The following is a 21,916-nucleotide window of genomic DNA, read 5'->3' as shown; positions in this document are numbered from 1 at the left end:
ACCCACGCTAGGTGGTGCCGCCGACACGCGCCGCCCCGCGGCAACGGGGTGGCGAGGCCGTCGGCGGGTATACCGCGCTGCCGTGCCGGCGTCGCCCAGGCGGAGCGCCGGGGAGGATCGGCACCTCGGGGGAGGGGCGGAATGAGCACCGAGCAGGGCAGCGACGACGTCGGGCGGATTCGCGACGGCACCGGCGGCCCGGCCCTGCGGTCGGAGACGTCCCGCCTGCTCGCGTTCAGCGACGGGGTGTTCGCCATCATCATCACGCTCCTGGTGCTCGACCTCCAGCCGCCCCGTGTCGCCCGGGGTCAGCTGTTGCACGCGCTCGTCGAGCAGTGGCCGGCCTACCTGGCCTACGTCACGTCGTACCTGCTCGTGGCGATCACCTGGCTGAACCACCGGGCTGCTTTCCACCGGGTGGCGGGCAGCGGGAAGGGTCTGCAGTGGTGCAACCTCGGGGTGCTGTTCACGACGGCGCTGTTGCCGTTCGCGACCTCGATCGTCTCGCAGGCCGTGCGGCAGGGCGACCGGGCCGACGAGCGCACCGGCGTTGTCCTCTACGGTCTGGCCGGCATGCTGCTCTCGGCGAGTTGGTTGGTCCTGTACCACTATCTGACCCGCCGGCACGACCTGGTCGATCCGGCGGTGTCGCGGGGGTTCTTCCCCGCGGAACGGGCACGGGCCGCGGTCGGGATCCTGGGGTACGGGCTGGCGGCTCTCATCGGATTCTTCACCGACCCACTGTTCGCGCTGACGATCTTCCTGTTGCTGCCGATTTTCTTCAGCCTGACCAGCAGTGGTCTGTACGAGCTGCACCGCCTGCGCCACCGGCGCGGATAGCCGGCTCGCCGCACAGCGGTCCGGCCATCGGCGTTACCCCCTCCCGGGCGGCGGGTAGACGGGCCGTGCCGACACCGAGAGGGGAGCACCATGACAACGGTCGGAGAGTTCATGACGACCCGGTTGGTGACGATGGACGGCAACGACACGCTTATCGCCGCCGCTCAGGAGATGCGCGACAGCGCGATCGGCGACGTGGTGGTGACCGATGGCGACAGTGTCGTCGGTATCGTCACGGACCGGGACATCACGGTCCGTGGTGTCGCGGAGAACATGGACCCGGGCTCGACCCGGTTGAACGAGATAACCAGTCGCGACGTGATCACCGTGAGTCAGTACGACGACGCGGTGTCCGCCGCGGACCTGATGCGTACCTACGCCGTACGCCGACTGCCCGTGATCGACGACGGGCGCCTGGTCGGTCTGGTGTCGATGGGTGACCTCGCGGTCGAGCGCGAACCGCAGTCGGTGCTTGCCGACATCAGCGCCGACGACCCGAACAACTGATCGTCCGCCGCGGACGCGCCGGCCCTCCCCGCTGGGGAGGGTCGGCGCGCTGTCGTCTCGTTCCCTTGATCGGTGGCAGCTGAGCAACCCGACGCGCCGAGCGCCGCCCTGCTGAACTGCCACCGATCGCCGGGCGGCTAACGGGGGGCGACCGACGCGACGCGCCGGCTCACCCGAATCGGGCGAGGTTGACCGTGTGGGTCGGCGGGGACCCGTGCGGGGACGTGTGACGCCGGCCGTGCGCGTGACGCGAACGCGCCGGGTGGGATCCCGGGCCCGGCCAACTGGGAGGAGTGGACCCGATGGTGGACGCGACCACGAGGTTCTTTGAGGACCTGGACCGGCGGGGGTACGAGCCCCTGTTGGCGAAGACCTCCGGGACAGTGCGGTTCGACCTGCACGAAGGGGCGCAGACCCGACACTGGCTGGTGGCGATCGATCACGGGCGACTCGACGTGACTCAGGAGGACCGGGAGGCCGACACGGTGATCGGCGCCAGCCCGGCGCTCTTCGACGACATCGCCACCGGCCGTGAGCACGGCCTGGCTGCCCTGTTGCGCGGGGACATGACGGTGACGGGCGACGCCCGACTGGTGGTGCAGGTGGAGCGGATCTTTCCCGGGTCGCCGGATGCCCTCGGGCCGCGTCGCCGCTTCGCGGGGGAGGTGCACTGATGGGCCAGAGCAACACGGTCCGGATCCTGGACGGCAACACGTTCGTCGTCTGCGAGGACACCGGTGACATCGAGGCGACGCCGAGCGAGCCGACGGGGCTCTTCTCCATCGACACCCGTTTCCTGTCCACCTGGGTGCTGAGCGTGAACGGTGAACGCCTCAACTCGCTCTCGTACGACGATCTGCAGTACTTCGAGTCTCGGTTCTTCCTCGTGCCAGGGATGGCCACGCACTACGTGGACGCGAAGTTGTCGATCATCCGGGAGCGGGCGGTCGGTGGCAGCTTCCGGGAGCAGCTCACCATCCTTAATCACGACGAGAAGGCGGTCGACCTCGAGGTACGGATGGACGCGGCGTCCGACTTCGCCGACCTGTTCCAGGTCAAGGACGAGATCCTGAACAAGAAGGGCGAGATCTACACCGAGGTCGAATCCGACAAGCTGCGCCTGGGCTACCGCCGGGGCAACTTCCGACGCGAGACGATCATCTCCTCGTCGGTGTCGGCCCGGTACGACAGCCGGGGGTTCGCGTACACCGTTCGTCTGGAGCCGAACCAGCAGTGGGAGGCGACGATCGACGTGCAGACGCGCGCGGTCGGACCCGGGGACCGGGACCTGCGGATGGGTCTGCGGGTGCACGGCGGCGAGCGGCTGGCGCTGCAACACGATCTGGAGCAGTGGATCGCGGACGCTCCCAAGGTCAACAGTGAGCACGGTCGGGTGGCCAGCACGTACCGGCGCAGCCTGATCGACCTGGCGGCGCTGCGCTTCTCGCCGCTCTCGCTCGGCGGCGCGACCCTGCCCGCCGCCGGTCTGCCCTGGTTCATGACCATGTTCGGCCGGGACAGCATCCTCACCTGCCTGCAGACGCTGCCGTTCACGCCGCAGCTGTCGAAGACGACGCTGCGCATCCTGGCGTCCCTGCAGGGCAGCCGGTTCGACGACTTCCGGGACGAGGATCCGGGGCGGATCCTGCACGAGATGCGCTACGGCGAGACAGCCGCCTTCGAGGAGCAACCGCACTCGCCGTACTACGGGTCGGTGGATGCCACCCCGCTGTTCGTCGTGCTGCTCGACGAGTACGAGCGGTGGACCGGGGACGTGGCGTTGGTCAAGGAGTTGGAGCAGGAGTCCCGGGCCGCGCTGAGGTGGATCGACAACTACGCCGATCTGGTTGGTACCGGCTACATCTGGTACCAGCGGCGCAACACCGAGACCGGCCTGGAGAACCAGTGCTGGAAGGACTCCTGGGACTCGATCTCCTACTCCGACGGCACCCTGCCGCCCTTCCCACGGGCGACCTGCGAGGTGCAGGGGTACGCGTACGACGCGAAGGTCCGCGCGGCACGGTTGGCCCGCCAGTTCTGGGGTGACCCGGAGTTCGCCGACCAGTTGGAGCGGGAGGCGGCGGAGCTGAAGGAGCGGTTCAACCGCGACTGGTGGGTGGCCGACGGCGGGTACTACGCGCTGGCCCTGGATCCGGACGGTCGCCAGTGCGACGTCCTCAGCTCCAACATCGGCCACCTGCTGTGGAGCGGGATCGTCCTCCCCGAGCGTGCGGAGCAGGTCGCGCAGCACCTGGTGGGGCCTCGGCTCTTCTCCGGCTGGGGGGTGCGGACCCTCGCCGAGGGGGAGACGCGGTACAACCCGATCGGCTACCACAACGGCACGATCTGGCCGTTCGACAACTCCTTCATCGCCTGGGGTCTGCGCCGGTACGGCTTCGCCGAGGAGGCCGCCACCATCGCCAACGGCATCCTGGACGCGGCCACCTACTTCGACGGGCGGCTGCCGGAGGCGTTCGGCGGATACCCGCGGGAGCTGACGAAGTTCCCTGTCGAGTACCCCACGGCGTGCAGCCCGCAGGCGTGGTCGACAGGTACGCCGCTGCTGTTGCTGCGCACCATGCTCGGCCTCGAACCACACGACGGCCACCTCGCGGTCGAACCGCGGCTGCCGGTCGGGATGGGCCGGATCGAGGTGCTGGACATCCCGGGCCGCTGGGGCCGGGTGGACGCCTTCGCCCGTGGCCGGCTCGACCTGCACAGCCTCGCCGACTGAGCCCGGTCGGCGTACCGGCGGCGGCAGGCCACCCGCGTCGCCGCCGGTACGCCGCCGGGTCGCCACCCAGCCGACCACCAGCCGGGCAGGGTAGATTCTGCGGATGCCGGAGCTCGTGTACCCGCCCGTTATCGCCACCGCCAAGACGCTGTTCCGGGTCCTCGACCTGAAGATCACCATCGAGGGCGCCCACCACGTACCCCGCACCGGCGGGGCGGTCTTGGCCAGCAACCACGTCAGCTACCTCGACTTCATCTTCGCCGGGCTGGGTGCGAACGCGTCGGGTCGGCTGGTCCGGTTCATGGCCAAGAACTCGGTCTTCACGCACAAGATCTCCGGCCCGCTGATGCGCGGTATGCGGCACATCCCGGTGGACCGGCAGGCCGGCGCGGCCTCGTTCCGCGCCGCCGTGGGCGCGCTCAAGCAGGGTGAGGTCGTCGGCGTCTTCCCCGAGGCCACGATCAGCCGGTCGTTCACGGTCAAGGAGCTCAAGAGCGGCACGGTACGGATGGCCCGTTCGGCGAAGGTGCCGGTGTTGCCGGTCGCGCTCTGGGGCACCCAGCGGCTCTGGACGAAGGGCCGGCCCCGCACCCTGACCCGTCGGCACACCCCCATCACCATCCTGATCGGTGAGCCGATCCAGCCGGCGGACTTCCCGGACCCGAACGTGCTGGCCGACGAGCTGACCAGCCGGTTGAGCGCGCTGGTCGAGCGTGCCCAGCGCGAGTACCCGGATGCGCCGGCCGGCCCGGAGGACACCTGGTGGCTCCCGGCGCACCTGGGCGGCACGGCCCCGACGCCGGAGGAGGCCGCGGCGCTGGACGCCGCCGGGGAGGAGCGCACCCCCAGCGTGTGACGGCGACGCCCCGGACGCCGCGCCTCACCAGCGCTCGAACGCGCGCGTCACCAGCGCCCGGACGCGCGCGTCACCAGCGCCCGGACGCGCGCGTCACCAGCGCCCGGAGGCTGCGCCGCCTGCGAAGCCGTCCCAGGAGGTCGGTTCCGGCCCCGAGCGGTAGTAGTCGTCCCGGGAGCGGAACTCGACCGGCAGCGAGCCGGGCAGGGTGATCCGGGTTTCCCCGGCGAGCAGCGCGGGGCCGGCCCGCAGCAGCAGAACGTCGCGCTCCTGGGCGGAGAGGTCGACGAGTTGGGGGCGGGTGAGGCGGAACATGGCCACCGCCCGGCGGACCTGACGCGCCAGCGCGCTGACCTCACCCGGTGACCCACCGAGGGCCAGCGCCGGCTGCTGGATGGTGCGCAACGCGTCACAGACGATCATCAGCTGTGCCGGATCGGTGGGAGGAAGCTCCAGCCGGGACGGCCACTGCCAGCGGATCTGACCGGTCATCAGCCCGGTGAGCCGCCCCGCGAGCCGGGACCGCGGCGTGTCGTCCGCGACCAGCGACAGCTGCGAGCCGGTGCCCACCCAGCAGATCCGCTGGTCGGTGACGGTCACCGAGACCGGCCCGGGAAGCTGCCAGCCGCGTTGTGTCTCGGTCGGCCCGAGCAGGTAGCCCGCGACGAGCAGCCGGTGCCTGCCGAGCACCTTCTCGCCGAGCAGTGGGCGCATGTCGTAACGCCGGTCGAGGGTCGGGCCCACGTCGTCGTCCGTCGCGTCGAACCGGTGTGGACCGATGAAGAAGGGGGACGCGTCGGCGTGCATCGTCACGACCTCCCGGTCAGCTGGCTGTGGGTTGAGCCTCGCCGATCCACCGGCCACTGTCATGACGCCCGTTAGGGGGTCGGCCGGTCGTGTGTCGCCTGTGACCGGTAGATGCCAATCTCCTCCGGGCGGACGAGCCCGTCCTCGATCGCACGGGCGAGCAGCGCCGCCTTTGTGGCTGCCGGCCGCCCCGCCCGGGTGTACTTGATCCGCGCGCGGTCCACATACTGCTTCACCGTGTGCTCACTGATCTGCATGCGACGGGCCACCGACGCCTTGGACATCGACTGGAACCAGAGCAGCAGCGCCTCACGCTCCTTGTCGGACAGCATCGGCCGGTCCGGCCTCGGGTCGCCGACCATCGCGCCGGCCAGCGCCGGCGGCACGTACGGCCTGTCGCTCGCCGCGGCCAGTACGGTCGCCACGCAGTGCTCCCGGCCCTCGTGCTTGGCGAGGAACGCCACCGCCCCGGCGTCCAGCGCGGCAAGCATCGTCTCCGGGTCGGTGTGCTCCGAGTAGACCACCACCCGCCGTCCGGTGGCGCTCAACTCGGCCAGCTTGTCCAGCGCCATCCGGCCGTGCAGCCGCAGGTCGAGCAGGACGACGTCGGCGTCCGGCGCGGCCCGGAGCACCTCGTCCGGGTCGTCCCCGGTGGCCAACACGGTCAGTCGCGGCTCGCTGGCGAGCCAGGCGCGCACCCCCTCCACGACCACCGGGTGGTCGTCGACGATCGCCACCCCGACCAGCCGGTCTCCTGTCACCCCAACCACCGGGTCTGCGCCCATCTGATGTCCCCGTCCCGTTCGTAGAGGTGCTGCACCGGCCCGTCCTCGTGCTCCCCGGGCGGAGGGCCTGTCGTGTCCGGTCCCTCCCGGTCCGGCGTGACCAGACTGACCACCACCTCGCCGGGGCCGGACACCACTGTCAGGCGCGCCCAACCCCGGGCGTCGGCGAGCAGGCCGGTGAGCGGATCGGCCAGCCGGCGGCGGATCTCCACCGGCAGCGGCGGTGGGTTGCCGATGGAGATCAGGTCGATCGGCAGCCCGTTGCGTTCGGCCAGGTCGGCGGCCGCGCGCAGCTCGTGCAGCAACGGGTCGGGCACGTCGTCGGACTCGGCGATCAGGCGCCGCAGCCGGCCTGCGGCCAGCACGCAGCGGCGCTGCACCTCCGGGTCGGCCGGGTCGGCCGCCCCGGCGGCCAACTCGCCGAGGACGCTTCCGGCCGCCGCGCCGACCAGGCCGAGCCGGTCGCGGCGTTCCTGCCGGCCCCGCTCGGCCGCGGCTCGCTCGGCGGAGAGCGTGTGCATCGCGGCGGCCGCGGCGGCCCGGTCCCGGGCCAGGCCGACTATCACCGCGCTGCCCACGAAGACCGCCACCGGCAGCGAGAAGGTGCCGTAGACGTACATGGTGAAGCGGGCCAGGTCGGCCGTTCCGGGGCCGTGCACGAGGACGGCGGCGAGCGCGATCAGGGCGTGCGTGGTCAGCAGCGCGACCAGACCGCTCACCCGCCGGCCCCACAGCGCCAGCACGAAGAACCAGCCGAGCGTGCCCCACACCCAGTTCGCGGCGGTGAACAGTTGCCCTGCGCCGACCCCGGCGAAGACGGCGGCGTCGACGGCGAGCAGCAACCCGGCGAGCGGCCAGGGCGGCAGCGGCCTGCCTCGCAGCAACCGGATGCCGGCCACCGCCCCGGTCACGGCGACCAGGAGCCAGCCGCCGAGCACCACCGCCGGCGCGGCGAACTGCGTCCGGGTCGCCAGCACCGCTGGCAGCCCGATCGCGACGTGCCAGGCCAACGCGATGGCGACGGCGACGATCCGGGCGCCCCGGTCGGAGGCGTGGGCCACCGCGGCCGGCGCGGCGAGCAGCGCGGGCTCGGGCGGCATGGGCCCCTCGACCGGGCTGGGACGCGGCCCCAGGATGGTCGTCTCGCGGATGCGGGTGCGATCCGCCGAGGCGCCGAGGTCAGCCGACACCGGGCCACTCCAGTCGGATCCGGGTGCCCGCACCGGGCGTGGAGTGCACCTCGGCCCGCCCGCCGACCGCCGCCATCCGCCCGTGGATCGACTCGCGCAGCCCGTACCGGTGCGGGGGGACGGTGGCCGGGTCGAAGCCGGGGCCGTCGTCGACCACCTCGACCACGACAGCGACCGCGTCGCGGGTCAGCCGCAGGGTGACTGTTGCGCCCGGCGCGTGGCGGAGCACGTTGGACAGGGCCGCGTAGGCGCTCTCGGTGATCGCGTCGGCCACCCCGGCGGGCACCGCGCAAGAGGCCAGCTCCAGGCCGACCGGCAGCTCGGGCAGCCGGCCGGGCACCGCCCGCAACCGCCCGTCGAGGGGCACCGGGCCGTCACCGGGCGTCGGACCGAGGTCGGTCAACGCGACGAGAGTACGCAGGTCGGCGGCGCACCGGCCGCGGAAGGAGACCGACGGGCCGGCCACCGCGCCGAGCCCCACCATGGTCAGCGTGCCGAGCACGGTGTCGTGCAGGTCCCGGTTCTGCTGGCGCTCGGCCTCCCGGGCGGCCCGAGCGACAAGCGCCTCCCGGGTCAGCCGCTGATGCTCCACGAAAGCCCGGTCGGCCCGCCCGATCCGGCGGCGCATCACGGCCGTCATCATCGCCGTGCAGGCCGTCTGCACCACCAGCGTGGCGGCGTGCGCCCGGGACTCGGTGGGGTTGCCGGCGGCCTGCGCGCCCGCCACGTACGCGGCAGTGATCAGCAGTCCGGCCGGGACCGACCAGCGGGCCGGTGCGGTGGCCTGCGCGTTGATCACCGTGGTGCTGGCGAGGACCGCGATCCAACTGCCCTCGCCGGGCAGCACCTCGGGCGCCACCAGGTGGGGGATGAGCAGGCAGGCCACCGCGGTGATCCCCACGTCACCGACGACCAGTGCCGGGGTGATCCCGTGGCGCAGCGCCCGGCCGGCGTACCAGAGCGACCATCCGGTCAGCGCGGCCACGCCGGGCAGCAGCAGGGCCTCATCGACCGGCGGGGTACGCACCGACAGCGCCACCGCGCCGCCGACCAGCCCGCACGTCAGCCGCAGCAGCGCCGGCAGCGTGGTGAAGATGAGGCTGAACGCCCCGCCGGCCGGATTGTCCAGAGCGGGCGGTGGCACGGTCCGGGCGGCAGTCGCCGGCATCGGGAGGTGTCCTTCCGACAACGACCCGGTCCGGGTCCGCGCGGCAGAGATCGACATCGGAGAATAGCATGGCGGACAGTGAGCGTTCACCCACTGTGTGCGTCATGTCATCTTGTCGTCACTCTGCGACGCGCGGCTGGATCAGGTCCCACCGATTGCCGTACAGGTCGACGAAGACCGCCACCGAGCCGTACGCCTCGTGTCGTGGCTCCTCCAGGAACCGCACCCCGGCGTCGACCATCCGGGCGTGGTCCCTGGCGAAATCCTCGGTGTACAGGAACAGGCCCACCCGGCCGCCGGTCTGGTCACCCACCCGTGCTCGCTGCTCCGCGCTGCTCGCTCGGGCCAACAGCAACGCCGTCTCCCGCGCCCCCGGTGGGCGCACCACCACCCAGCGCGAGCCGTCCGGACGGGCCGTGTCCTCCACCAACTCGAAGCCGAGGCCGCCCACGTAGAAGTCGATCGCCTCGTCGTACTCGCGCACCAGCAGCGCGACCAGTCCCAGATGTGCCATCCGGTCATCATGCCGACGGTTGCGCCAGCCCCGGCGGGCGGCGTCGCTCACGGTCGGCGACGTCACGCTCGGCCGGCTCGGCTACGCGCCCGTCTGCGAGGTGGCGTCGGAGTTCCACGAAACCGCCGGGTGGCGCGGTGCGTCCCATCTCCTGGTGGAGAGGTGGTGAGCCGGATGCGCTCGGGCGCAACGACACTGGCGGCGGCGCTGCTCGGCGTGGGGTTGTGCGGCATGGCGCTGAGCGGCTGCGCGGGCTCGGCCAACACGCCCAACGATCCCGGCCCGGCCGAGATCGCCGAGAGGTGGACCTCCTGCGCCGAGAGCGCACCGCGGGCCGGTGTCGTGCTCCCCGTACCGCCGGGGTCTGCCGGACCGTCGGCGGCATCGCCGGACGCGGCGACGCCGGCCGGGGTGGAGCCGCGGATCGGGCGGATCGACCCCGCGTTCGTCCCGGTCGCCGTCGTGATCTGTGGTCGCGAGGTGCGGCCACGTGCCGGTGGCGGCCGCGAGCAGGTGACCACCGAGCGTCGCGCCGACGACATCGGCGCGCTGGTGGCCGCGTTGCGCCTGTCCGATCAAGCCCGGGGCCGGAGGGAGATCGCCTGCACTCTCGACCTGCTCATTCCACCCTGGCTGGCGCTGCTCGACGACCGGGGCCGGTGGCTGCGGCCGTACGTGCCGACGGACGTCTGCGGCAAGCCGCTCCCGGAGGTGCGTGCCGCGCTGGACGGGCTGCGCCTGACCACTGTCGACAGTCGTACCGTGGGGCCTGCCGAAGCGTCGGCGGCCGAGACCGTCGGCTGTGCGCAGCGGTGGTCCGACATGGTGTGGGTGGAGACCCACCTCGGCCGTCCCGGACGCGTCGTGGCCGGCGCGAGCCCGACGGCCGGGCCGCTGCGCCTCTGCGTCTACGCGGTGCCCCCGTCCGAGCGGGGCGGCGGCAAACCGGCAGGTGACTTCGTGTACGGCGGGCCGCTTCCACCCGAGCGGCAGGCGAAGGCGCTCCGGGCGCTGGCCACCACCCGGCCCGCGGCCGACTGTGCCACCCCGGCGTCCCGCTTCGCGGTGCTGCGGTCCCTCGACGGCGATGGGCCCGAGTGGTACATCGAACTCGACGCCTGCCGGCGGTTCCTGGTCGTGGCACCACCCGGTGGGACGCAACTCGGGCAGGGTGACGCCGCGTTGGCGGCGCTGTTGGGCCCGATCTGACAGGCCTCAGCGGATCGGCAGCGCCTTCGTGCCACCGCCGGCGATCGACCGTTTGACGGCGGCGCCGCCGGACCAGAAGTAGCAGCGCACACCGCGGTCGCCGCGTGCCCACAGTGGGCGACTGGGGAAGCGGTACGAGGTTCCGGTGCGGTAGGGCAGGTTGCTGTCCACAGGCACCTTGGCGTACCGAGCGATGACCGTCCGGCAGGCCGAGTGGATGGGGTCCTCGTCTCTGGTCGCGTCCGCCCAGGAACGGTCCGGTGCGGTCCAGATGCCGGCGTACTCGAACTGATGCCCGGTAGTGCACGCGACCGGCCGCAGCGAGCCCCACCTGTCCCGGTTCATGCACCCGAGGTGGAGCGGGGAACGGCTGGCCAGGGCGTTACGCAGCGAGCCGGCCCGCTCCATCGCCGCATCGCTCTCGCCGTTCGGGCCGCTGATCTCGTCCAACTCGAAGATGTCGCACCGGTACCAGCGGGCACCGCCCTCCCAGCCGGCCGGCGACGGCGGCGCGACCTGCACCGACAGGCGGGCATCGCGCCAGTCACCGCCCACGAACTGCTTGGCCCGGGTGTCGCAGTCGGCAAAGGTCGACCGCATCGTCGCCGACTGCACGCTGGGAGGGGCACTTCGGGCCGCCAGGGTGCCGGTGAACGTGCCCACGTGGAAGGTCTCCAACCTGTGGGTCTTCGCGCAGTCCACCGGGGAGTAACTGCTCAGGTACGAACTGGGTGTGGGAATCATGTGGCACTCGCCGGCCTGCGGGGCGAATTGCCGCGCCGCCGCCATTGCCGGCCAGCCGTCCAGCAGGTCACCGTCCGTGCCGGCCGGCGTGCCGCAGCCCGTCAGTGTCACCGTGAGGATCGCAGCCGTCAGCGCTGCCCTGCCCTGCCGTCGCATGTGACTCTCCCCGTGGCCCCGTGTGAACGCGGGCAGCATATGGCAGCGGTGCGGCTGCCCGGCATCCGCTTCCGGTGGGGTTCGACCCGCCGATCGCCGTACCTGGTCGGGCCGGGTCGGAGTGACGGTGGCGCTACCGCCACTGATCGTCGCGGGTGCGGATGACCAACACCAGCAAGAAGGCGCCGAGGGCCGCGAAGGCGAGACCGGTAGGGATGACGGTCCAGGCCATCAGGAACGACAACGAGCCGTTGGTGTGCCCGTTCGCCGCCACGAACTTCTGCGGAGCGGCCGGGTCCACCCACACGTCCATGGTCGGGCCGGGAGTCCGGTGGCAGCCGGTCCCGCCCGCGCAGGGGATCCAGGTGCTGTACGACCTCTGCTCGTACAGGTAGGAGATCTCGATCCGGTCGATGCCGCTGCCCCGGCCGTGGCCGCCGGCGCGGTCGGACACGTACGCCGTGACCGGTACGCCGTCGGCCCGCAGACGGTCCGCCTCCGACGACACGTGCCAGCGGTAGGCCCCGGCGCCGACGGCCAGGCCCAACCCGGGCAGCAACATGGCCAGCGCGATCAGCAGGATCTGCACGCGCGGACGTAGGCCGGTCGGTGCGGGTGTCGGCGACTGCCGCCGTCGTTTGGTCACCGGGCCATCATCGACGGCGGGCGCAACAGCCGGTGACGCCATGGCGAGTACGTGCTGAACAGCCTTCACGCGAGCTGGGGCGGGCGGCGCAGGAAGTGGCAGAGGGCGAAGGCCAGAATCAGTGCTGCGTGGATGGCCACACCGCTCCAACTGCCGGCGCTGATCGTGCCGTCGACGATGGCGATGGCGTTGACCACGCCGAGCGCGGCGTTCAGGAAGACGTTGGCGAGGACCACCGCGGCAGGTGCTCTGGTGCTGACGCTCGCCGACCAGTTCAGGATCGCGACCGTGAGCAGGATCGCCCCGATGGTGCGCGTGGCGAACACGTCGAACGGCGTCAACGGTTGGCCCAGGCCGGATGCTGCGGCCTGCGGGACGAGCAGCGCGGCGGCGCCGAGAACGCCGAGGTAGATCGCCGTGATCCTGAGCAGCCAGCGGAGCATCAGGCGGCCGCGCCGGTGAATGGGTACGTCACCCCGGTCAGCCGCTCGGACTCCGCCCACAGGCGGCGCTGGGTGTCCACGTCGTGTGACGCGGGGCTTGACCGGGTCGGCACCGGGTGGCCGGATGCGTTCAGCAGTCGACCGTCGGGGGCGTAGTAGTTGCCACCGTTGACCGTGGGGTCGGTGGCGGCGCGCAGGGTGGCGAGCGCACCGGCCGCGGCGCTGGGTTGGCCGATCAGCTTGCCGACGACCGCGACACCGATGGCCATCCCGCCGGTGACGTGGCGTTGGAGGCCGGTGGAGACGATGCCGGGTTCGACCGCGACCGCGATGGGCTGGGCCTTCGCCGCGGCAAGGCGGCGCTGGAGCTCGTACGTGAACAGGATGTTGGCGAGTTTCGACTGACCGTAGGCGGTCGGCGGCCGGTAGCGGCGGCGCTGGAACTGGAGGTCGTCGAAGTCGATATGCCCTTGGCGGTGCGCGGAGCTGCTGACGGTGACGATGCGGGAGCCGGGGCTGGCGAGGAGCCGGTCGAGAAGGAGCCCGGTCAGGGCGAAGTGGCCCAGGTGGTTGATCCCGATCTGGAGTTCGAACCCGTCCTCGGTGCGGCCGAGCGGCGGCATCATCAGGCCCGCGTTGTTGATGAGCAGGTCCAGCCGAGCGTGGCGCGACCGGAGCTCGTCCGCAGCGCGACGGATCGAGGCGAGCGAGCCCAGGTCGAGGTCGAGCGTGGTGACGTCCCCGCCGGGCAGGGCTGCCGCCGCAGCCGTGGCCCTGTCACGATCGCGGCAGGCCAGGACGACCGAGGCGCCTCGGGCTGCGAACACCCTGGCAGTCTCGTACCCGATGCCGCTGTTGGCGCCGGTGATGACGACGGTGCGGCCATGCTGGTCGCCGACGTCGTCGGCGGTCCATCTGGGCATGGTGGCCCTCCCGATCCCTATAATCGGGACCATCGTCCCGGATGGAGTGAATATACGGGATGGTCATCCCGTTTGGACAGGTAGGAGATGGAACTCGATGACGGGCAAGCCTGCGCGGGCGCCGCGTGCCGATGCCCGGCGCAATCGGGCGTTGGTACTGCGGGCGGCGGCGGAAGCATTCGCCACCGAGGGGCTCTCCGTACCGGTCCACGAGATCGCGCGACGTGCCGGGGTGGGCACCGGCACTGTCGGCCGCCACTTCCCGACGAAGGAGTCCCTGTTCGCGGCCGTCCTGCTCGATCGCATGGCAGTGCTCACCGCGCGGGCGGATGCTCTGGCGACGACGGAGGAGCCGGGGGCGGCGTTCTTTGCCTTCTTTGCCGAGCTCATCCACGAGGGCACCGACCACCGTGGGTTGGCGGAGTCGCTGGCCGGTGCCGGATTCGACATCGAGTCGGCTGCCGTCGAGGCCGGCAGCGACGTGTCAGGTCGGCTGCACGCCCTGCTGAAGGCCGCCCAGGATGCGGGCGCGGTACGGGATGGAATCACCTTCGCCGACGTGAAAGCCCTGATGAGCGGCTGCCTGGCGCGGGAGGTCGACCCGACCGACACCGGCGCCCGCGACCGCGTCATCGCCGTCGTCTGCGACGGTCTACGCGCCACCTGACCATCCCGCTCAGCCCGTGCGCCAGCAGGGTTCGGCTGTACAGATGGCGGTACGGCAACCAGGATGCGATTGTGGCCGTCGAACCAACGATGCTCCTCGTCCACAGCCCGCTCCTCACCTCGGCGACGTGGGACGCACTGCGTACGCCTCTCGAAGCGGCGGGGTGGCGCGTGGTGGTCCTGGACCTTCGCCCCCTGATCGAGTCGCCGTCCTTCCATTCGGCTGTCTGCGCGGCGGCTGCCACCGTCACCTCCGGTGCGCCAACCGTCGTCGTCGGCCACAGCCGCGCGGGCGCCTACCTGCCGGGCATCGCCGACGCCGTCGGCAGTGACCGGCTCGACGTCGTCTTCCTGGATGCCCGCCTGCCGCATCCGGGCACGAGCTGGATCGGATCGCTGACGCCGGAACGGGCCACGTGGTTGCGGGAGATGGTCATGTCGGGCCGGCTGCCACGGTGGGACACCTGGTTTCCCGGGGCCTCCCTGGCCGATGTCCTGACGGATCCCGAACAGCGGCTACGGGTGCTCCACGACATACCCGAACTGCCGTGGCAGGTCGTCTCCGAGGCGCTACCCACGCCCGGCGAGGCATGGAACTCGGCCCGACACATCTACCTCCGGTTGAGCGCCGCGTACCAGTCCACGGCAGAGCAGGCGGAAGAACGCGGCTACCGGGTCCGGAGCGTGGAAGCTCATCACCTGGCGATGGTCACGCATCCGGCGGAGGTGACGGACCTGCTCCTGTCGGCACTGCGGCCATAGGCGGCACACGATCGGCCGGGGCGTCGCCGAGGGCGCCGGTCGGGAAGACGAACACATGGCCGCAGGACCGCTCGACGTCGGGTGCCATGCCGAGCAGGTGGGCTTCCAGCCCGGCGCGGGCAGCGGCCGCCGTCGCGCGGATGGTGTGGTCCACGCAGGTGTACGCACAGGCGTCCAGGGAGTCTGCCGAGTACAGCTCGATGCGGATCGTCGCGGGTTCTCCGCAGGCGGGCAGGGTGGGTACGGTGCTCACGGGTCGCCTCCTCGTTAGGCGATCAAGGCCCTCGATCGGCGTGGCTGCGCTGGTCGAGGGCCGCCTTCATATTGGGTACGACAGACACGCTCGATCCCGGCCTGGTCCGCATGGCCGCCCCAGGCCGTGTCTTTGGTGCTGGTCACCGCATGTCCTCTGGTGCTTGTATCGGCTTACTGAATCCAGTGAAGTCGAAGTCGGACGATGCGCCCATGCAAAGCTGGTGCAACGAGCGGCAATCCGATGCAACGCAGGCGCGGGAGGCGCGATGGCGAGGATGGAGCAGTGGACTGGACGCTTCGCCTGTGCGCTGCAAGCTGCCGCCGGGATGACGAACGAGGGGTTCGCGGCCTGGCTGGGCATCGCGGTCAGAACTGTGGCGTATTGGCACAGCCGACCGGAAACGGTGCCCGGCAGCGCGAACCAAGAGTTGCTGGACGCCGCCGTCGACAGGCTTTCGGACGCGGTCAGATCGCGGTTCTTCCAACACATCGACGGCGTTGCCCGAAAGCAGGGAGGCGCTGGTAGTGGCAGTGATCTTGGTGATGCCGTGAGTGATGCCGCGGATGCAGTCGCCCATGACTCATTGCTGTCGAGCGCCGGGGTGCCGTATGACTCGATTGAAACCTTGCAGCAGGACATGAGGGTCCTCGCGCGGTCTGTTGGAATGGCAGCCTTCGACACGTTCTCAAGCGCTCGGCGGCTGCGTGACGATGCTCGAGCACTCGCCGACCGGACGCGGCGGCCGGGAGACCTGGCTGACCTGTTCGTGGTCATCGGCCAGGGCGCAGCACTCATGGCCTCCACCGCTTTCGACCTCGGGCACTGGAACGAGTCGGCGACGCTGGCCAGGGCAGCTACGCAGTACGCAGATCTTGCCGGTCACGCGTCGTTGAAGGCATGGACGTACGGGCTGCAAATGACGTTGGCGAACTGGCGCACCGAACCGGATGCGGCACTCAGCTACTTCGGCCGTGCAATGCGGGTGGCCCCTGACGGCGAACCGAAGCTGCGCCTCCGCTACATCGCTGCTCGTTCTCATGCTCTGCTCGATGACCCCGTATCGGTTGCTGGGGTGCTGGACGCAGCCCAGCGAGACAGCGAGGCGGCACAGAGCAGGCCCGATGAGCTGGCTGTGACGACCGGTGGGGAGTTTGCATTCGGAGTTGCACGCGCCGCAGCCTGCGCCGCCGCTGCCTGGCTCGACCTCCGCAACGACGAGCAGGCCGCACAGTACGCGGGCGATGCACTGCGGGTCTATCAAGCGCTGCCGGCAGCGCGGCGGCCACATTCGCAGATCAACGGTACGAACATCGACATGGCCGCCGCTCACCTCCACATGGGGGACAAGGACGCGGCTACGGAGGCGTTGCGTGCTGTGCTGGCTCTGCCGCCGCAGAGGCGCAACGTCTCGCTGACCGGTCGGCTGGATCGGATGGAACGCCTGCTCAACGAGGCACCGTGGAGCGGTGATGCCGAGGCGCGGCAGCTTGGTGAGCGCATCGCGGCGTGGCGGTCGGAGACCTCAGCTCGACCGCTTGTCTGAGCGGTGCCAGGCGGCCAGAACCTGTGCTTCCTTCTCTCGGCTGATTCCGATTTCGGCGGCGCGGTCGTGGTTGCTGATGTCTCCGCCTTCCACCAACCATCGCCAGGTGTCCCGAACGGTCAATTCGAGCGGCCGGGTCCGGAGGCCAGCGGCCTGCGCGGCAGCGGTGTCGACCTTCCACACACCGTCGAAGGTGCGCCAGAGCGGCAGCTCGGACCACTGCCGGACGCCCTGCGCGAGCAGAAAATCATCAGGCACCCAGGTGAAGGACGCGTCGGCGTGCGTCGAGTGGCCGCAGTGCGTGAGCAAGTCTCCGAAGGTCGCGCTGCCAATGGGAGCGCAGACATTGAATGCGCCAGACGACTGGTCACGGATGGCTTGCAGGGTGAACGCGGCCAGGTCGCGGACGTCGACCGGCTGAATGGCCCGGTCTGCCGAGCCTGGCGCCAACACCTCCCCGCTGGCAGCCACGCGGCGCAGCCACCAGGGCAGGCGGCCCACATACTCACGCGGGCCAACTATGACGCCGGGCCGCAGGACCGTGGTCCGGTCAGCCCCGAAAACGGCGACTGCCGCAGCCTCACAACCTGCCTTCTGGTAGCCGTAGCTGGTTGGCCCGTCCTCGGTGTCGGTGCCGAAGTCTGCGCCGGCGTCCGGCGGGCAGTCGAGCACCTCGGACCGCTCATTCAACGGCTTGACCGGCCAGTCTCGGTACACGCTGAGCGTCGACATGAAGACATAACGGGCGGCGACGGGCGCGAGTGTGCGGGCGACGGCGAGGGTGTTGCTCGGGACGTAGCCCGACGTGTCGACCACGGCCTCCCAAGGGCCAGCGGCGGCAAGGTCAGCCAGGTCTTCTGGGTGGGTTCGATCACCCCGTACGAGCCGAGCGGCCTCCGGGAAGGCGCTCGATATGCCTCGGTTGAACGTGGTCACCTCCCAGCCGGCACCGATAGCCGCCCTGACGATCGCGTGACCGACAAACCACGTTCCTCCGAGCACCAACAAACGCATAGGCTTATCACCCCAGAGAACATGCAATTTGGCGCGAGAGTCACTAGTGTCGCGTGTCTGAATAGGTTTGTCGGTGCCGAGCCGTCGTACCGGGCTGCCACGATGCAGACGTGGATGACGCGTTGAAGGTGCTGAGGCGAGAGTTCGAGTCCGCTGAGGAGGGCTTCCTGCTCCGACTGCGCGGTGAACTCGTCTGGGACCAGGCAGCGTTCAGCCGGTTGGAGCAGGCGATGCGGGTGGGCTGTGAGCAGTACGAAGGTCATGACGACCTGCCACGCTGGATGGCTGAGGGGTTCTACGAGGTCTCACACTTCGTGGCGGAGTGGACCGCGCACCCGAACTTCCCTCGGCCGCAGCCTGCGCAGTACTACCAGGATTGCCGGGAGCGGTTGCGGGATCTGACGGACTGGTTCTTCCGCGGGTGGCATGCCTACCAGGAGCCGCACGTTTGGCGTGATCTCTAACGTCACGCGGAATGCGGCAGGTCAGCCAGCGCGGCAATCCTGCCGGCCTCATACCGAGCCCGCCAACGATCACCGTCTGCCGCGTCATCCCGGCCGGCGGGACGTGAACGCACGGGCGCCCAGCGACCCGCCGGCGTACCTCATCGGTTGGGCTTCTCAGTGGGCGCGGACCGCGACGGCCGTGTACGGCGTGGTCGGGGTCGGTGGCGTGGTGAAGCGGCCGTTGGGCAGGTAGAGCCGGCCCAACGCCTCGGCAACTGTGGTGGGCACGTCGAATCCCGGGTCGGTGATCGTGCCGGTGACCGTTCCGGCGGTGCCGGCGCGGTTCAGCGTTGCCACCGCGATCTGGTTGAGGCTGTTCTGTACGACGTAGAGGGTGCGGCCGAGCAGCAGGAGGCCGTCGCCGTTGGTGAAGGTGTAGCCGGGCACGGCCACGACTGTGGTCGCGCCGGTCGCCGGGTCGACCCGGAACAGCGTGCCCGTGTTGGACTGGACGACGATCAGCGCCCTGCCGTCCGGTGTGGTGACGATGCCGTTGATGTTCACGCCGGTGCCGACCTGCTGGTACGCGCCGGTCAGCGGGATGGTGGTGAAGCCGTCGGCGGGCGGCAGCGCGCCACCGCGCCCGAGCGGCAGCCGGTAGAGCACCGGCCGGTTGGAGTCGGTGAAGTACGCGGCGTCGCGGGTCAGGACGACGTCGTTGACGAACGTCGGGGCGGTGGCGAACTGGTAGCGCGCCAGCACCTCGCCCGTGCGGGTGTCGAGCACGCGAGCGTCGCCGGCCGTGCCGCCGGCGACGAACAACCGGCCGCGCGGGTCGATCTTGAGGCCGAGCGACGGGGTGGCGGTGGGCGCGCTGATCGTCGTGCCCCGGCCGGTCACCAGGTCGGCGCGGTAGATCTCGCCCGTCGCGCGGGAACCGAAGTACGCGTAGCGGCCGGCGGTGGCGATGCCCTCGGGCTGGAATCCGTCCGGCAGGTCGATGACGGCCGGCGGTCGGCTCCCGGCGTGCGCCTGGGCGGGCGCGACGGCGACGGAGGTCAGGAGGGCGGCGGTCAGGGCGACGCCGAACGCGGTCCTGAGGGGACGGTTCACTGTGCTCCTTCCGGGCGGGCAGAGGGGAACACACCCGCCACGATCACTGGGGCCAGGACGTTCCCCACTGTACGACCGTCGATGGATTGAGGCTGGGTGCGGCCATCCGTCACGGCACTCCCGCCGCCGGCCGTAAACTCGACGAATGGGCGTCGATGTCGAGCTGATCCGGATCGAGCAGCAGGGCACGAGCCCACGACGACGGCGCGACTCGCAGGTGTCAGTGGTCGGCGACGAGCTGTCGCATTTCGTGTCGGTCTTGGAGCGGGTCCAGCACCGCGGGAGGACGCCGATGCTGGCCCGGATCGAGCCCTACGGCCTGCTAGAACTCACGTCGGTCGAGATGCCCCAGTTCCTCAGTGAGCTGGATGTCCTTGTCGAGCAGGCGGAGGGCGGGGGCGAGGAGAAGATCCTGGCCGCCATACGCCGTTTGGCCGAGACCTGCCGTGACGGCGAAGCCCTGTGCCTCCGGTTCGTCGGTGACTAGAGGCCCGACCGAGCGCCGGCGTAATCCACGGTCGTGACCCGTGGGAGGTGGCAGCGGCGGCGCTCGCAGTCAGGCTCGGCGGTAGCAATCACGTACTCTCCTGGTCGTGGCCGCCTTCGACGCGAAGACCGATCTCAGCGACGACCGAGCCCTCCGCCTCATGATCAATACGTCAGTGACCCTCTTTTGGCGCACATCGATCCTTGATCAGACGACCGAGTGGCTACGCGGTCACGGCTACCAGGTCACCCACCTGGACGCCTCAGGTTGGACGACCGAGGAAGCCATGCACCGAGAGACGGCGGCTGCACTCGGGTTTCCTGATTACTACGGGCGCAACCTCGATGCCCTCAACGACTGCATGCGTGACGTCGTGAGCCAGCAGTACGGGTGGTCGCCTGAGGCAGCCGGCCTCGCCCTCGTCTTCACCAGCTATGACACGTTCGCCACGCACTGCCCGAGGTCCGCCCAGATGGTGCTGGACATCATGGCCGACCACTCCCGGACTGCCAGCCTGTTTGGTCAGCGCCTGATGTGTCTCGTGCAGAGCAACGATCCGAAGATTCGGTTCCAGCCCGTTGGCGCGGTCCCCGTGAGCTGGAACGAGGCGGAGTGGCTCAACGCCAACCGGCGATCGGGCTGACCGTCGCGCAAGCGGTGTCCGTAGCAACCGGCCCTTGCTCTCGATACCGGAAACGGATCTGGTCGCCGGGCGTTGGGCGCCCCGTGGACACGCCCCGAACACCTGTTTCCGATCGGCCACGACGTGATGGGCGCGGGCGGCGTTGTCAGAAATGCTGAACGATCTGGATCGGGTTGCCGTCCGGGTCGGCCGTCCAGGCGATGAGCAGGCGGTCGAGCCACCGGTGCGGTGCGACCAGGGCGGGGGCGCCGTTCGCCGTGAGCGCGGTGTACGCGTCAGCGGTGTCGTCGGTCCAGAGGATCACCGCCGCCCGCTGACCGTGCGGCACGGGGTCGAGTCCGTGGTCGTCGCGGGTGGAGGCCACCGAGGCGATGCCGATCTTGTAGCCGTCGTGGGCGAGATCGATGTGGATCGGCTCGCCGTCGGTCGGCACCCGGAACGTTTCGGTGAAGCCGAGGCCGGAGTAGAACTCGGCGGCGCGGGGAACGTCCTCGCTGAAGAGGATCACCTGAGGAGTCCGGAACATCGACACGGCGCGACGCTGTCAGCGCAGCCACTGCCCGCGAACGCCGCTCGGCGGGAGATGGGGAGACAGCGGTACGCCCAGCAGGATTCGGACCTGCGGCCTTGGGATTTGGACTTCGTGGAAGGCTGGACCTCATCTGACCGCGTCAGTGCCCTGTCCCGGTCATCTCGAGCAGATTCGCTAGGCGGTACCGCAGCACCCGTGTCTGTCGGATCGACAGATGCAGCCGAGTTGCCGTGCTGTCCTCCAGGCGCACCATCGGTTCGGCGGCCCGGTGCAGGGCCTGCACCAGGGCCGCTTGTAGGGCGGCCCCCTCCGACCGGTTGGCCTCGACGCCGAGCATGCGGGAGTGATGCTGACCTCGACGCTCGCAGTCGTTCCGATCGCACCAGTGTGGATGCGCGGCAGCGGTCGGAGCGTCGGCAAGAGTGCCGGTTGGAAAGACGAACACGTGACCGCAGGACCGCTCGACATCCGGCGCCATGCCGATGACGTGGGCTTCCAAACCAACGCGGGCAACGCTGGCCGTCGCGCGGATCGTGTGGTCGACACAGGTGTACGCACAAGCGTCCAACGAGTTGGGGCGTCTAGTTGCTAGACGTCTAGAGCCTGGACATCCGTGAACACGTACAGATCATGTGCGTGCCTACGCTGCCGCCCATGACGAGCCCGCTCAACAACATGCCGCTGTACCGGCAGTTGGCTGACCTGCTCGCCAAGCAGATCGAGGAGGGCAAGCTCCGACCTGGACAGCCCTTGCCGAGTGAACTTCACTTGCAGCAGACCTATGGCGTGGCCCGAGGAACCGTCCGGATGGCGATGCGTGAGCTCCGCGACCGTGGCCTGGTGGTCACTGTGCACGCGCGAGGCACGTTCGTAGCCGAGCGAAGCTGACTACTCGAGCCCGCAGTTCGTCGCGCTACCAGGTAGCCGGCCCA

Annotated in this window: 28 protein-coding genes; 14 read left to right on the top strand and 14 right to left on the bottom strand. The window is 70.4% G+C overall.

The window, feature by feature from the left end; genetic code table 11:
• Positions 1 to 141: 141 nt before the first annotated feature.
• From AB0K10_RS03865 to AB0K10_RS03845, 5 genes are all read left to right on the top strand, one after another.
• Positions 142 to 840, top strand: a complete 699-nt coding sequence (locus tag AB0K10_RS03865) for a TMEM175 family protein (RefSeq protein WP_363679702.1) — start codon at positions 142 to 144, stop codon at positions 838 to 840.
• Positions 841 to 930: 90 nt separating this feature from the next.
• Positions 931 to 1,347 carry a CBS domain-containing protein gene (locus tag AB0K10_RS03860; RefSeq protein ID WP_234582109.1) on the top strand — a complete coding sequence of 139 codons (417 nt, stop codon included), beginning with the start codon at positions 931 to 933 and terminating at the stop codon, positions 1,345 to 1,347.
• A 302-nt stretch (positions 1,348 to 1,649) separates the two neighbouring features.
• Positions 1,650 to 2,021, top strand: coding sequence for an SCP2 sterol-binding domain-containing protein (locus tag AB0K10_RS03855; protein ID WP_363679700.1), 372 nt, complete (start codon positions 1,650 to 1,652; stop codon positions 2,019 to 2,021).
• Positions 2,021 to 4,081, top strand: coding sequence for a glycogen debranching N-terminal domain-containing protein (locus AB0K10_RS03850; RefSeq protein WP_363679698.1), 2,061 nt, complete (start codon positions 2,021 to 2,023; stop codon positions 4,079 to 4,081). Before AB0K10_RS03855 ends, AB0K10_RS03850 begins: the two co-directional genes overlap by 1 nt.
• Positions 4,082 to 4,184: 103 nt before the next feature.
• A complete protein-coding gene (locus tag AB0K10_RS03845) occupies positions 4,185 to 4,937 on the top strand; it encodes a lysophospholipid acyltransferase family protein (RefSeq protein WP_363679696.1) in 753 nt (250 codons plus the stop codon).
• A gap of 93 nt (positions 4,938 to 5,030) precedes the next feature.
• On the opposite strand, the gene AB0K10_RS03840 is transcribed toward AB0K10_RS03845, so the two are convergent.
• The 5 genes from AB0K10_RS03840 to AB0K10_RS03820 all read right to left on the bottom strand — a co-directional run bounded on the left by AB0K10_RS03840 (position 5,031) and on the right by AB0K10_RS03820 (position 9,401).
• Positions 5,031 to 5,744 carry a hypothetical protein gene (locus AB0K10_RS03840; protein WP_363679694.1) on the bottom strand — a complete coding sequence of 238 codons (714 nt, stop codon included), beginning with the start codon at positions 5,742 to 5,744 and terminating at the stop codon, positions 5,031 to 5,033.
• Between the two features lie 71 nt (positions 5,745 to 5,815).
• Positions 5,816 to 6,529, bottom strand: coding sequence for a response regulator transcription factor (locus AB0K10_RS03835; RefSeq protein WP_266245576.1), 714 nt, complete (start codon positions 6,527 to 6,529; stop codon positions 5,816 to 5,818).
• Positions 6,502 to 7,719, bottom strand: coding sequence for a hypothetical protein (locus AB0K10_RS03830; protein WP_363679692.1), 1,218 nt, complete (start codon positions 7,717 to 7,719; stop codon positions 6,502 to 6,504). Before AB0K10_RS03830 ends, AB0K10_RS03835 begins: the two co-directional genes overlap by 28 nt.
• On the bottom strand, positions 7,709 to 8,887 hold the full coding sequence (locus AB0K10_RS03825; protein WP_363679690.1) for an ATP-binding protein: 1,179 nt from the start codon (positions 8,885 to 8,887) through the stop codon (positions 7,709 to 7,711). Before AB0K10_RS03825 ends, AB0K10_RS03830 begins: the two co-directional genes overlap by 11 nt.
• A gap of 118 nt (positions 8,888 to 9,005) precedes the next feature.
• Positions 9,006 to 9,401 carry a VOC family protein gene (locus AB0K10_RS03820; RefSeq protein WP_363679688.1) on the bottom strand — a complete coding sequence of 132 codons (396 nt, stop codon included), beginning with the start codon at positions 9,399 to 9,401 and terminating at the stop codon, positions 9,006 to 9,008.
• 19 nt (positions 9,402 to 9,420) lie between these two features.
• Here AB0K10_RS03820 and AB0K10_RS03815 point away from each other — a divergent pair, with 19 nt between their 5' ends.
• The gene (locus tag AB0K10_RS03815; protein WP_363679686.1) at positions 9,421 to 9,570 is read left to right on the top strand and encodes a hypothetical protein; all 150 of its coding nucleotides are present in this window, start codon (positions 9,421 to 9,423) and stop codon (positions 9,568 to 9,570) included.
• A gap of 5 nt (positions 9,571 to 9,575) precedes the next feature.
• Positions 9,576 to 10,610: a hypothetical protein gene (locus tag AB0K10_RS03810; protein ID WP_363679684.1), complete on the top strand. Its 1,035-nt coding sequence runs from the start codon at positions 9,576 to 9,578 to the stop codon at positions 10,608 to 10,610.
• Positions 10,611 to 10,616: 6 nt separating this feature from the next.
• Here the strand turns inward: AB0K10_RS03810 and AB0K10_RS03805 are convergent, their stop codons facing one another.
• From AB0K10_RS03805 to AB0K10_RS03790, 4 genes are all read right to left on the bottom strand, one after another.
• On the bottom strand, positions 10,617 to 11,510 hold the full coding sequence (locus tag AB0K10_RS03805) for a septum formation family protein (protein WP_363679682.1): 894 nt from the start codon (positions 11,508 to 11,510) through the stop codon (positions 10,617 to 10,619).
• Between the two features lie 133 nt (positions 11,511 to 11,643).
• Positions 11,644 to 12,156, bottom strand: coding sequence for a DUF3592 domain-containing protein (locus AB0K10_RS03800; protein ID WP_363679680.1), 513 nt, complete (start codon positions 12,154 to 12,156; stop codon positions 11,644 to 11,646).
• A gap of 65 nt (positions 12,157 to 12,221) precedes the next feature.
• Entirely contained in the window at positions 12,222 to 12,599 is a 378-nt protein-coding gene (locus tag AB0K10_RS03795; protein ID WP_363679678.1) for a hypothetical protein, read from the bottom strand.
• Complete coding sequence (locus tag AB0K10_RS03790; protein WP_363679676.1) at positions 12,599 to 13,522, bottom strand: oxidoreductase; 924 nt, start codon at positions 13,520 to 13,522, stop codon at positions 12,599 to 12,601. The genes AB0K10_RS03795 and AB0K10_RS03790 overlap by 1 nt, the downstream gene beginning before the upstream one ends.
• Before the next feature lie 97 nt (positions 13,523 to 13,619).
• Here AB0K10_RS03790 and AB0K10_RS03785 point away from each other — a divergent pair, with 97 nt between their 5' ends.
• Positions 13,620 to 14,189, top strand: a complete 570-nt coding sequence (locus AB0K10_RS03785) for a TetR/AcrR family transcriptional regulator (protein ID WP_363679674.1) — start codon at positions 13,620 to 13,622, stop codon at positions 14,187 to 14,189.
• A 71-nt stretch (positions 14,190 to 14,260) separates the two neighbouring features.
• Positions 14,261 to 14,950: an alpha/beta fold hydrolase gene (locus AB0K10_RS03780; protein ID WP_363679672.1), complete on the top strand. Its 690-nt coding sequence runs from the start codon at positions 14,261 to 14,263 to the stop codon at positions 14,948 to 14,950.
• Here AB0K10_RS03780 and AB0K10_RS03775 read toward each other — a convergent pair.
• Positions 14,898 to 15,203, bottom strand: coding sequence for a hypothetical protein (locus AB0K10_RS03775; RefSeq protein ID WP_363679670.1), 306 nt, complete (start codon positions 15,201 to 15,203; stop codon positions 14,898 to 14,900). The two genes, AB0K10_RS03780 and AB0K10_RS03775, sit on opposite strands and share 53 nt — an antisense overlap.
• A 268-nt stretch (positions 15,204 to 15,471) precedes the next feature.
• Here AB0K10_RS03775 and AB0K10_RS03770 point away from each other — a divergent pair, with 268 nt between their 5' ends.
• Positions 15,472 to 16,749 (top strand): hypothetical protein, encoded by a 1,278-nt coding sequence (locus AB0K10_RS03770; protein WP_363679668.1) that lies wholly within the window; start codon positions 15,472 to 15,474, stop codon positions 16,747 to 16,749.
• Here the strand turns inward: AB0K10_RS03770 and AB0K10_RS03765 are convergent.
• Positions 16,729 to 17,763: an NAD-dependent epimerase/dehydratase family protein gene (locus AB0K10_RS03765; RefSeq protein WP_363679666.1), complete on the bottom strand. Its 1,035-nt coding sequence runs from the start codon at positions 17,761 to 17,763 to the stop codon at positions 16,729 to 16,731. The two genes, AB0K10_RS03770 and AB0K10_RS03765, sit on opposite strands and share 21 nt — an antisense overlap.
• Positions 17,764 to 17,873: 110 nt before the next feature.
• Here AB0K10_RS03765 and AB0K10_RS03760 point away from each other — a divergent pair, with 110 nt between their 5' ends.
• Positions 17,874 to 18,227 carry a hypothetical protein gene (locus tag AB0K10_RS03760; RefSeq protein ID WP_363679664.1) on the top strand — a complete coding sequence of 118 codons (354 nt, stop codon included), beginning with the start codon at positions 17,874 to 17,876 and terminating at the stop codon, positions 18,225 to 18,227.
• A 156-nt stretch (positions 18,228 to 18,383) separates the two neighbouring features.
• Here the strand turns inward: AB0K10_RS03760 and AB0K10_RS03755 are convergent, their stop codons facing one another.
• The gene (locus AB0K10_RS03755; RefSeq protein WP_363679662.1) at positions 18,384 to 19,322 is read right to left on the bottom strand and encodes a superoxide dismutase; all 939 of its coding nucleotides are present in this window, start codon (positions 19,320 to 19,322) and stop codon (positions 18,384 to 18,386) included.
• Positions 19,323 to 19,467: 145 nt separating this feature from the next.
• Here AB0K10_RS03755 and AB0K10_RS03750 point away from each other — a divergent pair, with 145 nt between their 5' ends.
• Both AB0K10_RS03750 and AB0K10_RS03745 read left to right on the top strand, forming a co-directional pair.
• Entirely contained in the window at positions 19,468 to 19,809 is a 342-nt protein-coding gene (locus tag AB0K10_RS03750) for a hypothetical protein (protein ID WP_363679660.1), read from the top strand.
• A 106-nt stretch (positions 19,810 to 19,915) separates the two neighbouring features.
• Positions 19,916 to 20,452, top strand: a complete 537-nt coding sequence (locus AB0K10_RS03745; RefSeq protein ID WP_363679658.1) for a barstar family protein — start codon at positions 19,916 to 19,918, stop codon at positions 20,450 to 20,452.
• A 145-nt stretch (positions 20,453 to 20,597) separates the two neighbouring features.
• Here the strand turns inward: AB0K10_RS03745 and AB0K10_RS03740 are convergent, their stop codons facing one another.
• Positions 20,598 to 20,978: a VOC family protein gene (locus AB0K10_RS03740; RefSeq protein WP_363680483.1), complete on the bottom strand. Its 381-nt coding sequence runs from the start codon at positions 20,976 to 20,978 to the stop codon at positions 20,598 to 20,600.
• 145 nt (positions 20,979 to 21,123) lie between these two features.
• On the bottom strand, positions 21,124 to 21,321 hold the full coding sequence (locus AB0K10_RS03735; protein ID WP_363679656.1) for a hypothetical protein: 198 nt from the start codon (positions 21,319 to 21,321) through the stop codon (positions 21,124 to 21,126).
• A 317-nt stretch (positions 21,322 to 21,638) separates the two neighbouring features.
• Between AB0K10_RS03735 and AB0K10_RS03730 the strand changes: the two genes are divergently transcribed.
• Positions 21,639 to 21,872, top strand: a complete 234-nt coding sequence (locus tag AB0K10_RS03730) for a GntR family transcriptional regulator (protein ID WP_363679654.1) — start codon at positions 21,639 to 21,641, stop codon at positions 21,870 to 21,872.
• Positions 21,873 to 21,916 lie beyond the last annotated feature (44 nt).

Source organism: Micromonospora sp. NPDC049274, from assembly GCF_040678875.1.
In the GTDB taxonomy this organism is placed as follows: Bacteria; Actinomycetota; Actinomycetes; order Mycobacteriales; family Micromonosporaceae; genus Micromonospora.
Note: the sequence above shows the minus strand (reverse complement) of the source record. Positions and strands in the feature narration are given on the sequence as shown.

Excerpts from the sequence above, each read along its gene's own strand:
- AB0K10_RS03865 (WP_363679702.1), top strand. The coding sequence starts at position 142 with ATGAGCACCGAGCAGGGCAGCGACGACGTCGGGCGGATTCGCGACGGC.
- AB0K10_RS03860 (WP_234582109.1), top strand. The coding sequence starts at position 931 with ATGACAACGGTCGGAGAGTTCATGACGACCCGGTTGGTGACGATGGAC.
- AB0K10_RS03855 (WP_363679700.1), top strand. The coding sequence starts at position 1,650 with ATGGTGGACGCGACCACGAGGTTCTTTGAGGACCTGGACCGGCGGGGG.
- AB0K10_RS03850 (WP_363679698.1), top strand. The coding sequence starts at position 2,021 with ATGGGCCAGAGCAACACGGTCCGGATCCTGGACGGCAACACGTTCGTC.
- AB0K10_RS03845 (WP_363679696.1), top strand. The coding sequence starts at position 4,185 with ATGCCGGAGCTCGTGTACCCGCCCGTTATCGCCACCGCCAAGACGCTG.
- AB0K10_RS03840 (WP_363679694.1), bottom strand. The coding sequence starts at position 5,744 with ATGCACGCCGACGCGTCCCCCTTCTTCATCGGTCCACACCGGTTCGAC.
- AB0K10_RS03835 (WP_266245576.1), bottom strand. The coding sequence starts at position 6,529 with ATGGGCGCAGACCCGGTGGTTGGGGTGACAGGAGACCGGCTGGTCGGG.
- AB0K10_RS03825 (WP_363679690.1), bottom strand. The coding sequence starts at position 8,887 with ATGCCGGCGACTGCCGCCCGGACCGTGCCACCGCCCGCTCTGGACAAT.
- AB0K10_RS03820 (WP_363679688.1), bottom strand. The coding sequence starts at position 9,401 with ATGGCACATCTGGGACTGGTCGCGCTGCTGGTGCGCGAGTACGACGAG.
- AB0K10_RS03810 (WP_363679684.1), top strand. The coding sequence starts at position 9,576 with ATGCGCTCGGGCGCAACGACACTGGCGGCGGCGCTGCTCGGCGTGGGG.
- AB0K10_RS03805 (WP_363679682.1), bottom strand. The coding sequence starts at position 11,510 with ATGCGACGGCAGGGCAGGGCAGCGCTGACGGCTGCGATCCTCACGGTG.
- AB0K10_RS03795 (WP_363679678.1), bottom strand. The coding sequence starts at position 12,599 with ATGCTCCGCTGGCTGCTCAGGATCACGGCGATCTACCTCGGCGTTCTC.
- AB0K10_RS03790 (WP_363679676.1), bottom strand. The coding sequence starts at position 13,522 with ATGCCCAGATGGACCGCCGACGACGTCGGCGACCAGCATGGCCGCACC.
- AB0K10_RS03785 (WP_363679674.1), top strand. The coding sequence starts at position 13,620 with ATGACGGGCAAGCCTGCGCGGGCGCCGCGTGCCGATGCCCGGCGCAAT.
- AB0K10_RS03770 (WP_363679668.1), top strand. The coding sequence starts at position 15,472 with ATGGCGAGGATGGAGCAGTGGACTGGACGCTTCGCCTGTGCGCTGCAA.
- AB0K10_RS03765 (WP_363679666.1), bottom strand. The coding sequence starts at position 17,763 with ATGCGTTTGTTGGTGCTCGGAGGAACGTGGTTTGTCGGTCACGCGATC.
- AB0K10_RS03750 (WP_363679660.1), top strand. The coding sequence starts at position 19,468 with ATGGGCGTCGATGTCGAGCTGATCCGGATCGAGCAGCAGGGCACGAGC.
- AB0K10_RS03740 (WP_363680483.1), bottom strand. The coding sequence starts at position 20,978 with ATGTTCCGGACTCCTCAGGTGATCCTCTTCAGCGAGGACGTTCCCCGC.
- AB0K10_RS03735 (WP_363679656.1), bottom strand. The coding sequence starts at position 21,321 with ATGCTCGGCGTCGAGGCCAACCGGTCGGAGGGGGCCGCCCTACAAGCG.
- AB0K10_RS03730 (WP_363679654.1), top strand. The coding sequence starts at position 21,639 with ATGACGAGCCCGCTCAACAACATGCCGCTGTACCGGCAGTTGGCTGAC.